The following is a 12,921-nucleotide window of genomic DNA, read 5'->3' on the forward strand; positions in this document are numbered from 1 at the left end:
GTTCTACTATTTTTCCTGTTATTTTTCTTCTACATTTTACTTTTTATGTCATTTTTTCTTCAATTCAGAACCTATCTGGAAAGTCGACATCTGTGTTTTGTAAAAGTTTCAATAAACGACATTCCATATCAAAAAAAAGAAATTTCCGTGTCCTTTTGACACGGAATATTAATATTCAAATTTATTTTCTGATTATTTTGGAGGCCAGTTCTTTTCCATAAATCCAGGGAGCCTTCCTGAGTCCATTGGTCCCACAAGAACCTTTGCACCGAGTTTGTCCTCAATGTCACCCTGTAGACGGGCAGCAAGACCCGGAGTAATTACCGTGTTGTGGGTAACATCTTTCTTGAGGTCAAAGCCTGACTTCTCAAAAGCTTCCTTCACTTTATCAGCAGTCAGCTGCCCACCGGCAACAGATGCTTCCACACCGATACCGTCTGTGTTAACTGCAAGCAGCCAGCAGTTGATGCCGTTTGAGGCAAGATCGCTCTCTACTGTGTAGTAGGTAAGAGCAAAGTTTGTTGTGAAGAGAACTGGGGAGTTCTCGTCTGGGGTTCCTACCTTGTACATCTTCGAGTCCACAGCGACAGGAGACCTCGGGTCGGTGTAAATTGTCTCGGCCAGGTGCACTTCGGGCATGGTGGCATATGGTTCCATGCTGTGGAGAAGCATAATGTCTCCGTACCTGATGGTAAAGACCGAGGAAAGAACTGTTTCCCAGTAGGAGGCACTGACAGGGTCCGAAATTCCAGACATCCAGGCAGTAAGCGGCATAGCCATGATTGGATATGCTATCTCGGTATCGCCCATAATGCCTGCTCTCCTAATCTTCAGGAAGTTGGTAAAGGTGTCTTTCAGGCCTTTGCCACTTGGGTAGGTTCCTGGGTCGAGAACAATGTCCTTGATACCTGCTTCTGCAAAGGTTTTTGCGAGGCTCTTAAGGGTATCAAGGTCATTGAAAGCTGAGACTACGACAGGCACCTTATATTCAAGGGCCAGTTCTCCTACTTCCTTCCAATTGTCTTTGTTTGCAGCATAAAGCAGAGGGTTCTTGTCCTTTGCAACCTCAAGTCCTGCCTTCAGGACTGCAGGGTTAAAGGAACAGAGAATCACTGGCAATTCTGTGTTTTCTATAACTTTCTTGACAGCTGCTGCAAACTTTGCAGGGTCATTGGATGCAGCTCTTATTGCTACACCGTCAAGGAGCAGGTTGCGTCCGACGTAGAACTTTTTGTAGTCAGTAATTTTCTTAACTCTTTCAACAAGGGCAGCTTCCTCCATTGTATCAGTAACATCGAAGAACATCTTTGTCTTGTTGAAGAAGGTCAGCTTGTGACGGTAAAGCACATCGTCGCCACCAATCTTGGCTACTCTGTCGCCTACACCTATTGCAACTTCACGAATTTCCGGGGCAAGGAGCTTGTCAAGCTCTGCGAGTTTCTTTGCAAACTTCTTCTCCTTTACAAGGGGTGGGCAGTCTGTTGTCTTCCCGGATCTGTCGATCAGCTTGGAGGCAAATGCCATACAGGTAGGCTCACCACATTCTCCACAGTTGGTCTGAGGAAGGTATTTGTAAGCTTCTAATGGGCTGTTTATTTTCATGTTTTACACCCCCGATCCGATCCAGTTAGCAAGGTCAATAGGCTCTGCCTCAATTGAACCAAATAAAGTCTGGGTAATGTGCTTCAGGACAGCAACCGAGGTTGGGTGCATCATCATGAAGAGGTCGTTTCCTGCAATAGCAAGAGAGAGACCTGTAACGATTTCCCAGATTGGTCCTCTGTATTCTCTGGGGCCCCAATCCGAGTCTTCCTTCAGTGGTGAGCTAACCATCCAGGACTCACGGGCACCCCATGCATTGGTGGTACCGGATGACATTGGGAAGGTCAGTTCTTCGTCACCCATAAGGGCTGCGAGGCGGATACGCTCCATGTTGGTGTAAGCGTAGTCGAGACCATAGCCGAGTGCTGCAGTGGTTGGGTCCATGATGATCCTGTCTCTTGGGACGTTGCACTGCTTCATGAGCTTCCTGTTAAGCTCCTTCTGGGAGTTCATATCCAGCTGAGTCCATGAAAGGACATCATGGTCGTACTTTAATGCAGCCTCTGCAATCTTTGCGTAGTCAAGGTTCAGGCTTGCAGATGCAATCAGGCAGCGCTCGCCTTCTGCAACTTCTGCAGCTCTTGCAAGTACTTCAGGGTCTTTCTGTGGGTTCCCGGAACCGCCAATTGCGATTGGGACATCAACAGCCTGAAGTACTTCTTCCACAGTCTTTGCTGCTTCCTTGGCAGGTGTGTCTTTAACCAGTGGGTCGGTTGAAATCAGGTGGATTGTGATCATGTCTGCGTTGAACTTTTCAACGTTCTTCTTTGCCCATTCTCCTGGGCTGTCCATGACCTCATCATAGTTCTCCTTGACAGCTTTTGCAAGACCGATTCTCATATCGAATACGTCAATGGTAACCTGGTTCCTGTTGGGCATTACGGCGTCAGGGAAGAATGGGAGGGCTTTTTCGCCACCAACCAACACTCTCTTTCCACGGCTTCCACCATCTGCAGAGGTGTTACCTATTGGGACTTCCTGAATAGGGGTTGCCCATTCTGCAAAGTTTTCAAAACTGAATTTGGCAGGAATGAGATCCTTAAACTTAGGAGCTGCCAGAGCAGGGGAAATAGCAGGGGCAGCAGGGGCACCAGCCGCAGGGGCACCAATGCCTACAGGGACGCCGAATATGCCAGCAAGTCTTGCGAAGTGCTGTGCAAGTACTGCATTCTCCTGTCCGAGGATAGCAGCAAGCATCGGGTCAAAGCCGCCTCCAAGTCCATCGAGTTCAATCTCAATGTCCCCTTCTATAGTTACACCTTCAAGGGAGAGTATATCTACATCCTTGAACATGTCTGTCATTTCTGATAACTTAGCTTTCTTTGCCATGTAAACCTCACCTTTTCCGTAAGTTTTCCGTTTTGATGAGTGACTGTATAAATAAAGAAATAATACAGATTTTACTTCCAGATTCTTCCCTGATATGGAAAGAAAAATTGAAGTTGAAGTAAACTCTGCCCCATATTTCACATGATTTTGAATATTGTTTTAAGCTATTAAAACGGGCAAAAGGATTTGTATCTTATTTCCGGCACGTTTTTCTGCAATATTACAAATTCAAAAGAAAACCGGGATTAGAATCCCAGTTTTTTCACAATACTTTCGATTTCTATTGCAGCAATTGAGTCGTCCGAAATTTCGAAGAGAGGTATGCCTTTTATATCCATTTCCTCGATTTTAGGGTCGAGTGGAATCATACCTATCATGTTAAGTTTCAGGTCCTCTGCCAGTTTGACAAGCTTGTCGCGGTTAGCATCTGTAACCTTGTTTGCAATAACGTGAATTCTACCAATGTTTGAGTCCAGTTCACCCACAAGTTCATGAATTCTCTCAGCAGTCCGAAAACCCCTTCGAGAAGCGTCTGTTACGACAATAAGGTCATCTATGTCCCGTATAATCTTCCTGCTGAAATGTTCAAGCCCGGCCTCTGCATCAATGATAACTACATCATAATTCATGATCAGTTTATCCATGATGCCACGGAGAAGGTTGTTTACATAACAGTAGCATCCTGAACCTTCGGGCCGGCCCATGACCAGGAGGTCATAGCCAGGCATTTCTTCGATGATCTCATAAACCTTGCTTTTAAGTACTGACTCTTTATTCATATCGGGGTTGTCAGGCCTTGGTTTTGTGATCTCAGCCTGTAAATACTCCTTTGCATCCCCGATGGTTTTTACGTTCTCACAGCCAAGAGTCTCAGGCAGGTTAGTGTCTGCATCTGCATCAACTGCCAGGAGAAACTGACCTTTTTTGGAAAGGGAGCGGATCAGAAGAGCCGCTACCGCTGTTTTACCAGTCCCACCTTTTCCCGTTATTGCAATTACTTTTGTCACAGAATACCCCATTGGATTGTTTTTCGTCTTAGGCGATTACTTAGTCACCCAACTACGTTTAGTCCTTCTTCTCGCTGATGACCATTCTTTCAATGGAGATCTTTGCCTTCTTGAAGGTGATCTTAATTCCACCAGCCTTACCAGCAGGCATCATTGGCATTGAAGCCATTGCAGGCATCTGGAATCCGGCTGCAGGCATCATCATTGGAGCGGCTGCAACAGCTACTTCCTCTTCTTCTTCCTCTTCCTCTTCTTCCTCTTCTGCAGCTGCCCAGCTAGCAACGACCGGGTGGTTCTTCTCCTGCAGGAAAGCCTTCAAGGAATCAATGTCAGTTGCATCGTTCTCAGTTGCGATCTTATCTTTGATGTCTTCTGGAATAGTTTCGGCAATCTTTTCCTTGAGCATGGATGGGAGCCAGACAACTCTGTTCCAGCCACCATCAGCCTGGATAAACTTGGGGGAATAGAAGTAGGCGACACCGATACCGAGGAAACCTACGATCTGCTTTCCACCGCCTGTCTGACCTGCCATAGAGGAGAAACCAAGGCCGTTAGGGGCCATTCCCTGGTATTCTCTGCTAACCCAGCCAATACCGTCAACCTCAGGGATGTAGAATCCGACTACTTCAAAGCAGCCACAGGAGGTGTGTGGGGAGTCGAAGAAGGAGTGGAGTTTAATCTTGCTAAATTCGCCACTTGAAAGCTTTACAGCAATGTCATTGACACCGGAGTATTCACCGGTGTTGGAATCGAGGAGTTCACCCTTCTCGATTGCAAACTGAGGTCCTTCTGGGTCTACTTTTGCTGCTGCACGGCCGTCGAACCAGTTGATTGCACCACAAAGAGAGACTCTGTCAGGGGAAACTACACAGACGTTGGTTGGAGCAAAAGCCTGACAGAGGGTACATCCATAGAAGACGTCAACATCTTCGTCATGGAGGTTCTTTGTCCTGGCATCTCTTGTCTTGAAGATCTCCTTTGCTTCTACCAGCTTGTTCTCAACTTCAGCCTTGTCGGTGTAGAAGGTCACCTGCATCTTCTCAATAAAGGGAAGCTCGGTCTTGAAGAGCATCATGACAGCTTTTCCGAAAGAATCAAGGGAGTCCATCTTTGCAGCTGTATCCTTGGAGATTCTCATCCATACATCATATCTCTGGTTCAGGTGCATAATGCCCTGGCAGTAGTTGATGAAATCGTGGATACGCCTCTCGATGACAGATTCAAGGTCAGCCTCTATGAGTTCTCCACCGATGTTGAAGACCATTGCCCAGGGGTAGGTTTTACCCTCTTCCATTTCCTTGAGATCAGGGCCGATAATCGTAACTTTGTCATCTTCGATCTCGTCCATGGGTTTTGCACGGACAAGTTCCAGACCCAGGGACTTTGGGCCGCCTAGTTCAACAAACATTCCTTCCTTTCTTACTCTTTCTCCTTCAAACATTGGAGAAATCTCAAATGGGAATTCTGCCATTATATTTCGCCTCCTAAATTAAACTTATAATGCGTTAATAAGTTCATCCAGTGCTGCGATGTGATCTGCTTTGCTAAGGTTTCCAAAGGACATCGTTGAGTTCTGGATATAGCCTCTTTCAATCGCAATTGTTTTCAAGTTACTGAAGTTCTTTGCTGCGGACAGTACCTGGTTGATGTAGTATTTCTTGAATCCTATGACTATGACCATGTCGTAGTTTCCGTTTCCATCAAGGCCAGGCCAGCTGGGATCAGTCAGGTAGAAGCCAAGCATATGTGCATTGATATACTTTGCATCTACATCTTTATCAGCAAGGACTGCCATGGAACTCCCGGTTGCAGCAATAGGGAGATTTGCAGCCTTTGAAATTTTTACTACACGATCAAGCATCTCTGGCTCAAGAGTCAGGGTTCCTACCATAAGGAGCGGTCTCTTTGCTTTTGAGATAAGCTTTGCAGCCATTTCAGGAGTTAAGGTTTTTGAGGTATTCACCCCGTAGCTGGTAAAGACCTTTGTGTTCTTGGTAGTGTCAACCATTTAATTCAGGCCTCCTTGCAAAGTCTTTTGAGGTTAGTGGGCTGTGCCGATACGTCGAACTTGATCTTTGGACCGGAGATGACTTTCCTCCTCTTCCAGTCAATTTCCCAACCATGTTCTGTTTCAAGCTTCTTGAGGAGTGCCTCACGGGTAGCCAGCGGGAGGTCAGCTTCGTTTCTGACGAACTTCCACCAGTCTTCTGGTTCTGCTCCAAGGTACTTCCTGTGGAGTTCCATCCAGTGAGTCAATTTTATGGATCTACCCATGCTATTATCGGATACACGGATGCATGCCTTTGCCATCATCGGGATTGCTTCCTGCCAGGTCTCTGCTGTGGTCAAGAGGAATTCTGGTGCTGGTGGGATCGCCATTTCCTGTCCATTCCTTGCATCGTAGACTTTCCACTTGTCCTCTTCATAGGTCTTGGCAATCAGTGCTCTCCTGTACTTAGAGGAGTGGGGACCGAGTACTGCAGGGATACCAAGTATGTTACAGCCGGTACCGATTGATGAAGCCTTCTGTGAGAATGCACCCCAGGCAAGCCCGCAGGCACCTACACGGTTAAGGATATAGTCTGCGATCTCGGCGAGGTTTCCTTCAAGTGTCCTCTGGGCAAAGATAGCTGCGACTTTTTCAGCTGCTCCTGTAATGTGAGCGTTAGAAACACAGGACCCAATGTTGGCAAGTCCTCCACACTCAAATCCTCCTGGGAACCTCTCATAGAGAGTCTTGCCATCCTCATCCTTGAACATACCAATATCCATTGCTCCACAGCCTGTCGTCACTACAATGAAGTTTCTCTTCAGGAACTCTTCTGCGATGTAGTAAACGTCCTTTGTGCCTTCTGGATAGTTCGGGCATCCGATAATTGCGATAATACCTGGTGTGGTACCCATAACCAGGTTAAGGCCTTCTGCACGGATTTCGGCGTCAGATACCTGACCTCTGCCAGCTCTCATCAAGCCTTTCTCTTCAGAAATCTGTTTCTGGGATGCCTTTTCGATTATGTTGAGAATTGGTATTTCCTTCTTACAGACCTGTTCGCAGCGGCGGCAGCCAATACACTGGTCGTGTAATTTTTCTAAATATGAGTAGTCTCCTTCTTTTGCAAATCCCATGGCTTCGGGGATATCCAGTTCTTCTGGGCAAGCAATCATGCAGGCTCCACAGTCTGCACATTTTGTAACCCAGTTTTTGAATTCTTCGTCTGTAGGAATTGCAGTGATACCGGAGGCATCGCGGATCGGACCCATTTCCATTGTGAGCCTGATGCAGAGTTCTCCGAGCTTGTCATAGTCAAGCATTACACAGCCTGGAATCTTTCCGGACTTGAGTTCCTCAATGGTCTCATCAACGTCGGCATCTGTCCTGTTCGGAAGCCCATACATGATCTTGGGATTTGATGCTATTACCGGAATCATGAGTTTCTGAGCTTCAGGTACAATATCGCCGCGGACGCACTGTTCATCTACAACAATGACATCTGGCATTCCGGAACGGATTACTTTTAGCTCTTTAGCCATTGAACCGATGACCTTTGCATATGGAGGTCTTCTATCGGCTTCCTTATACCTTGTAAGGTCTATTGCAGTGCAGCAGAGCCCAGCTATCTCCATCTTGTCAGTCAGGTTGTTGTCTTCCATGTAGTCCATCATGTAGGTGACGCCGGCGACATTATGTCCAATAACACAGAGGAAAGGTTTGGACTTGTCAATTGTTCCCATTCCGATTTCAACTAATGGAGCTTCTGGGTCAGCTCTCGGGAAATCATAGGCTGTAACCTGTACAATATCGGAAATTTCCATGCCTACGTGGTCAAGACTGCCGCTGAAGAGGGCTTTGGAGTCGTAATCAATCTCTGCGGATTCCTGGCCGGCGTGAACTGTTGCAAGCAACTGGGTCAGCTGGTCTTCAACGTATTCCATTGCCGGTTTAACTTCTCCAAGGGTTTTGGGGCTAAGTCCGGTACTGATTGTAATGTTTGGGGTAAGCACGTTGGACTGCCCCAGGTTGAGAGGCAGGTCTTCTCCAAAGGTTTCGATCAAATGGTCGAGTAGGTGGCGACCGTGAGCTGCATGACAGGCAGTACCTGTGATCACGCGGAGGAAGAATTCTCTTCCATTGTGGCCCATCATGTCAATACCACATGCACCTCTCTTGTTCCCTGAGAGATCACAGGGTCCATAGGTACAGTAGCAGCACTGGTCACACATTGGGGTGATAACAGGCTCGTAACGGTCAAGCAGTTTGAAGTTCCAGTCATCCCTATAAGACTCAAGTCCTGGGAGAAGTGTGGGACCTGCTTTAACGAGCTCCTTTCCTTTTTCTTCAGCAGCCTCCTTTGCTGCCCCTACAATATTATTGATAGTGATCTGAACGGATTCTAGATCTTCTATAGAAAAACTCCCGGTAGTTAATTTACTCATTTTAGCTTTACCTCCTAAATACGCTTAATGTCGCTTCATCAGACGATTGTATTTTATGATATGTGGCATACCGATAATGATTGTCCAATCTATATTGACGTCTGCTTGAAAGTTTCAGCTATTTAAATGACATTTTCAGTAGGTCGTTTTTAATTTTTTATAGAATTTACACACTTACAATACAAAATCAAGTACAGTAAATTAAGCAGTTAAAACTTGAATTTTTAAAAAGTTTGAAGTTCACTGCTTTTGTTTTAGACATCAAGTGGGTAAGTTCTATAATGGTAAACCTTGAGATCTCAAAATACAAGAGATCCTGGAGACTATCCGAAAAGTTCTATGAATGTTGTAAAATTTACAATTAGACAACTAGTGTTTATTATCCGGAATCCGTTCATTTATGATCTGCCGATTGTAGAAGTTACAGTAGGTCACAGCACTTTTCAGATAAACTCTTAAATTACACATAAGCGACGTGTTATAAATAACTTCCATTTTTGTTTGGTATAAATATAAAAATAAAAATTAAGCAGTTAAAACGTGAATTTATAGAGAGTTCAAAGTTCACAGTTTTTGTTTTAGATACCAAATGGAAGTCATGTCACTGAGCAATTGGTGTTTCCTATCCGGAATCCGGTCATTTATGACCTGCTGATTGTAGAAATTACAGCAGGTCACAGCATTTTTTAGATAAACACTTAAATTACTCATACGCGCGTAATATAAATAGCTTCCATTTTAGTTCGGCTAAAATATAAAATAGAAAAGTAAGCAGTTAAATCTTAGATTGTTACATAATTTGGATTTCACTGCCTTATTTAGACTTCAAGTGGGTGTACTATAAGTAAATGTTGTGATCCCAGAATAAAAGAGATCTAGAGACTATCCGAAAAGTTCTACGCATGTTGTATAATTACATCTGGACAATTAGTGTTTATTATCCGGAATCCGTTCATTTGTGATCGCTGATTATAAAAGTTCCAGTAGGTCACAACACTTTTCGGATAGTCCTTAAATTACACATAAGCGATGTGATATAAATAGTTTTCAGTTCTGTTTGGATTAAATATAAAAATAGAAGAATTTAGATATATAAATGTAATATGAACTCTTATGAATCATGGATCCGTGAGGAGTCATGAAAAACGGCAGTAGATGCTTATTTTATTTATAGAAGAAGAAAATAAAAAATTATCCGAATAAGAGGTAAAACGAAAGTATATTGATTAACAGAACTTTTACGTTAAATCAGGTGTAAAAGGCAGAAAATAGCTGCAGGACTAAAAGATGTATGATACAAAAATATTGAGTAAATGTTATAGTTATAATCTCATTTGGCTCAAACATGAGTTTATTGTTATTGATTTTGTATCTAATATGCAGAACTCTAAAATAAATTTATAAATTATTAATGTATCAATAGTTAAGTGATGCAGCGTTAGCTATATATATTATTACACATTTGCGTAATTTGAATTTCAATTGAATTAAGCAGCCTATCAAGAATCCCAAAAGATACTTATTACAAACTCAGCGAAAATTCCACAAGTGTTCTCGTAATTATTAACGTATCCCTGGAAGAGCTTGAAGCATTCGACAGAATGAGGTATCCCTGAAAACTTTCTAAAATGTTGTATCCTGAAATGATTTCGTAGACTCAAAACCATTTTGAAGTCTGATTCATAATACAATAGCAGGAGACGCAAAAGGTTAACTGTTGAATAAATTCCAATTTCATTTTGGTATTGTGAAATGATTACGTAAAATGAAACAAATTCAAAGTTGAAGTAAAATAACGTGTCATCTGTATACGATATGCAACTGTAATAAAATATGTTTAAAAAGCGAAATAATTTTGGGATAAAACAAATATGTGCATAATTTATTCTGTGACTATTTTTTAAGAAACAATTTTGAAAGTATGTTGCCATCGATGATAGTAGTTTATGTTTGATAGTAGCTTGTGTCTACTCTAATCCTTAATGACGATGTTAGGATCAAACTTTATAAACGCTTTAAGTAAAATATATTGATCGATAGATATTTATTACGTGTCACATTAAGTGTAATTTGATGGTCAATAAAGTTAAGCGCAGGGTATCTTGCTTTCCAAAGGCCACTTATTATAAGCCTAGAGAAATCCCTCTTTGCTGTTTAGAAATCATTAACCTATCCATAGAAGAGATTGAAGCTGTTCGTCTTTGTGACCTTCTCAAGATAGAGCAGAATGAGGCTGCTGACAGGATGGGAGTATCCCGAAAAACTTTTTGGAGTGACCTCCAAAGGGCACGGGAGAAGATTGCTGATGCTCTTGTTAACGGAAAAGCAATCGAGATCTCTGGAGGAGAGTATGTTAACACCGGTGAATGCAAGGTCCATTTTCTCTGCAAAGAATGTGATCATATGTGGGAAGCAAAGGACAACCAGTCTCGCCCCACAAGCTGTCCGAACTGTGGCTCCACTCTAATTTTCCGAATTGGCGGAGATGGACGAGGAAGGAGATTTATTGAGAATAATTACTGTTGCCCTAAAAAAAGGGAAAGCAGTAGGGATACTGATGAAGTAAGCAAAAAAAAGTGACAATAAAACTGGACTTCAAAATCAACATTGATCAATTAGTTATCCGTGAACTACCACTCAGCTAAAGACTGAGTGGCTTCTCATTGGTCATCGGTTAAGGAATTTTCTTGCCCGAAAGCTATCGATTTTGCATTAGGAGACGTCCTTAAATTTTGGCCTGTTTACTTGAAATCGATGCCCTGTTACAACTTATAACTTATTTAACTATTTTATAATCTTTGAGCTCGACAGCTTGTGGGATCGGTGAAATTTGTCACGATTCCTCCCTTAACCGAAGATGCAGTCATATGTTTATATTATGGGAAAAGAGGAAGACCAAAGAAACCAGAAATTGTTCTCCCTGATTATTTGAATTATGCACAGGTAGTCAAAATAAGAACAAATGGGGTACTTAAGAAAGTCGAGAAGATGAACCATCAACATTTTCCGTCTCCACTGTATTTTTGATGGGGAAATTAATGTTAACCATTTTTCCAAGAATAAAGCGTTTAAACAACTGTTATCTCCAACAATTTTTAAGATCTTTTTTTTAAGATCCCTTTTTTAAGATCCCTTTTTTAAGATCCCTTTTTTAAGATCCCTTTTTTAAGTCCCTTTTTTAAGATCTAAAACTACAAGCCTTCTCTGAATAACGAAACAAACAGGGAACTATATAAATGTGAAAATTTTATTATAAAGCATGAGTTCTGTTCTTAAAAAGCAATATGAAACAAGAAATGAACCATCAAATGAACCATCAAATGAACCATCAAATGAACCATCAAATAAACCATCAAATGAGTACTTAATTCCCTGGTACATAATTGGAGTAACTGCAATCATTTGTGCAGCGACTCTGGTTTTAATTGCTTTTCTTGGACCCATTGGTCAGGAAATAATACAGTATAGAACATCTCAATCTGGCATATGGCAGATCGCAGGTCAGGACCTTGCAAATCTGGTATTGATCGCGCCGATATCGCTAATTGGTGGTATTCTATGTCTGGCCAGAAGGGCCGGCTCAAAATACTTGTTAATACTTACACCGATAACGTTAATGTACACAGGGCTCTCTATGGGGATTGGTCAGGAATGGAGCAATTCGGCTTACAGCGGCAATGTTGAGGACTACTGGTGGCTTTTCGGAATCCTTGTAATAGGCGGGCTTATCCTGCTTTTAGGCAGCCTGTCTATGTTTACCGAAGCAGATGCTCCTGACTTCAAACCCAGAGGTCTGCAAATCTACGTGGGCCTGATGATCGTATTCTTCCTGCTCTTTGCAGTAATGTGGATATCCCAAATCCAGCAAGTTACAAGTACTGGCGACCTTCCAGACGGCTCATACAAAGCAGCTCCAACTGCATTCTGGGCTATAAGGTATCTTGACCTTGGAGTAAGTATTCCATTAGGCTTTCTAGCATTATCCCTGATGCTTTCAAAGCCAAAAAAAGCATATTCAATACTGCTCCTGTTCTTTGGGTTCTTCATTACTATTGGAACCTCTGTAGACATGATGGCCATAGTTCAGGTCCTGAATGGGGATACGGAGACTGCTAAAAATGGACTCGTTATATTCTCGATACTCACATTCTTCTCCTATGGAGGCCTCTTCTATCTTGTTAAAGATAAACTTCATCGAGGTGTAGTTAAAAGCTCAGATAACCAGAACTAACTATTGTAGAGATAACTTATCGAGTTTATATTTCGACCCACAACGTAAAACTCAAAGTTGAGCTGGCGCACCCTGCTGCAAGCAACGGGATATGTTCGCGCCACCACTCAAAATTCCTTTAAAAGAAATAATCACCCTAAACAGTTTAGTTTGAGCAGAAGTTAACAACCGAAAAATGGGATTGAGATATAATATAATCATCAACGGTTACCTGGGAAGTTTCAAGCCCCACAGCAAGGCTAGCGGGGTATTCGACTGAAATAACGCAATTCATAGTATAGCTTCTTGTCGCACTGCTGAAAGCGGGATAACTTATTT

8 protein-coding genes and 1 pseudogene are annotated in these 12,921 nt (G+C 42.8%); 2 read left to right on the forward strand and 7 right to left on the reverse strand.

Annotated features, from left to right (window positions below; all coding sequences use genetic code 11):
• Window positions 1-192 precede the first annotated feature (192 nt).
• From acsC to cdhA, 6 genes are all read right to left on the reverse strand, one after another.
• Complete coding sequence (gene acsC / locus MSVAZ_RS15995; RefSeq protein WP_048118925.1) at window positions 193-1,602, reverse strand: acetyl-CoA decarbonylase/synthase complex subunit gamma; 1,410 nt, start codon at window positions 1,600-1,602, stop codon at window positions 193-195.
• 3 nt (window positions 1,603-1,605) lie between these two features.
• Window positions 1,606-2,931: a CO dehydrogenase/acetyl-CoA synthase subunit delta gene (gene cdhD, locus MSVAZ_RS16000; protein WP_048122577.1), complete on the reverse strand. Its 1,326-nt coding sequence runs from the start codon at window positions 2,929-2,931 to the stop codon at window positions 1,606-1,608.
• A 245-nt stretch (window positions 2,932-3,176) separates the two neighbouring features.
• The gene (locus MSVAZ_RS16005) at window positions 3,177-3,938 is read right to left on the reverse strand and encodes an ATP-binding protein (RefSeq protein WP_048122579.1); all 762 of its coding nucleotides are present in this window, start codon (window positions 3,936-3,938) and stop codon (window positions 3,177-3,179) included.
• Window positions 3,939-3,996: 58 nt separating this feature from the next.
• Window positions 3,997-5,409 carry a CO dehydrogenase/CO-methylating acetyl-CoA synthase complex subunit beta gene (gene cdhC / locus MSVAZ_RS16010; protein ID WP_048122581.1) on the reverse strand — a complete coding sequence of 471 codons (1,413 nt, stop codon included), beginning with the start codon at window positions 5,407-5,409 and terminating at the stop codon, window positions 3,997-3,999.
• A 24-nt stretch (window positions 5,410-5,433) separates the two neighbouring features.
• Window positions 5,434-5,946 (reverse strand): CO dehydrogenase/acetyl-CoA synthase complex subunit epsilon, encoded by a 513-nt coding sequence (gene cdhB / locus MSVAZ_RS16015; RefSeq protein ID WP_048122583.1) that lies wholly within the window; start codon window positions 5,944-5,946, stop codon window positions 5,434-5,436.
• Between the two features lie 5 nt (window positions 5,947-5,951).
• Window positions 5,952-8,372: a CO dehydrogenase/acetyl-CoA synthase complex subunit alpha gene (cdhA, locus tag MSVAZ_RS16020; protein ID WP_048122585.1), complete on the reverse strand. Its 2,421-nt coding sequence runs from the start codon at window positions 8,370-8,372 to the stop codon at window positions 5,952-5,954.
• 2,073 nt (window positions 8,373-10,445) lie between these two features.
• On the opposite strand from cdhA, the pseudogene MSVAZ_RS21420 reads away from it, so the two are divergent.
• Together MSVAZ_RS21420 and MSVAZ_RS16030 are read left to right on the forward strand one after the other, a co-directional pair.
• Window positions 10,446-10,727 (forward strand): annotated as a pseudogene (locus tag MSVAZ_RS21420) (DUF134 domain-containing protein); the annotation flags it as partial.
• 904 nt (window positions 10,728-11,631) lie between these two features.
• Window positions 11,632-12,603, forward strand: coding sequence for a PT domain-containing protein (locus MSVAZ_RS16030; protein ID WP_084626173.1), 972 nt, complete (start codon window positions 11,632-11,634; stop codon window positions 12,601-12,603).
• A 145-nt stretch (window positions 12,604-12,748) separates the two neighbouring features.
• Here the strand turns inward: MSVAZ_RS16030 and MSVAZ_RS21600 are convergent, their stop codons facing one another.
• On the reverse strand, window positions 12,749-12,877 hold the full coding sequence (locus MSVAZ_RS21600) for a hypothetical protein (protein ID WP_269746782.1): 129 nt from the start codon (window positions 12,875-12,877) through the stop codon (window positions 12,749-12,751).
• Between the last annotated feature and the right edge of the window lie 44 nt (window positions 12,878-12,921).

It is taken from the genome of Methanosarcina vacuolata Z-761, from assembly GCF_000969905.1.
Taxonomy (GTDB): domain Archaea; phylum Halobacteriota; class Methanosarcinia; order Methanosarcinales; family Methanosarcinaceae; genus Methanosarcina; species Methanosarcina vacuolata.

Excerpts from the sequence above, each read along its gene's own strand:
- acsC (WP_048118925.1), bottom strand. The coding sequence starts at position 1,602 with ATGAAAATAAACAGCCCATTAGAAGCTTACAAATACCTTCCTCAGACC.
- cdhD (WP_048122577.1), bottom strand. The coding sequence starts at position 2,931 with ATGGCAAAGAAAGCTAAGTTATCAGAAATGACAGACATGTTCAAGGAT.
- cdhC (WP_048122581.1), bottom strand. The coding sequence starts at position 5,409 with ATGGCAGAATTCCCATTTGAGATTTCTCCAATGTTTGAAGGAGAAAGA.
- cdhB (WP_048122583.1), bottom strand. The coding sequence starts at position 5,946 with ATGGTTGACACTACCAAGAACACAAAGGTCTTTACCAGCTACGGGGTG.
- cdhA (WP_048122585.1), bottom strand. The coding sequence starts at position 8,372 with ATGAGTAAATTAACTACCGGGAGTTTTTCTATAGAAGATCTAGAATCC.
- MSVAZ_RS16030 (WP_084626173.1), top strand. The coding sequence starts at position 11,632 with ATGAGTTCTGTTCTTAAAAAGCAATATGAAACAAGAAATGAACCATCA.
- MSVAZ_RS21600 (WP_269746782.1), bottom strand. The coding sequence starts at position 12,877 with ATGAATTGCGTTATTTCAGTCGAATACCCCGCTAGCCTTGCTGTGGGG.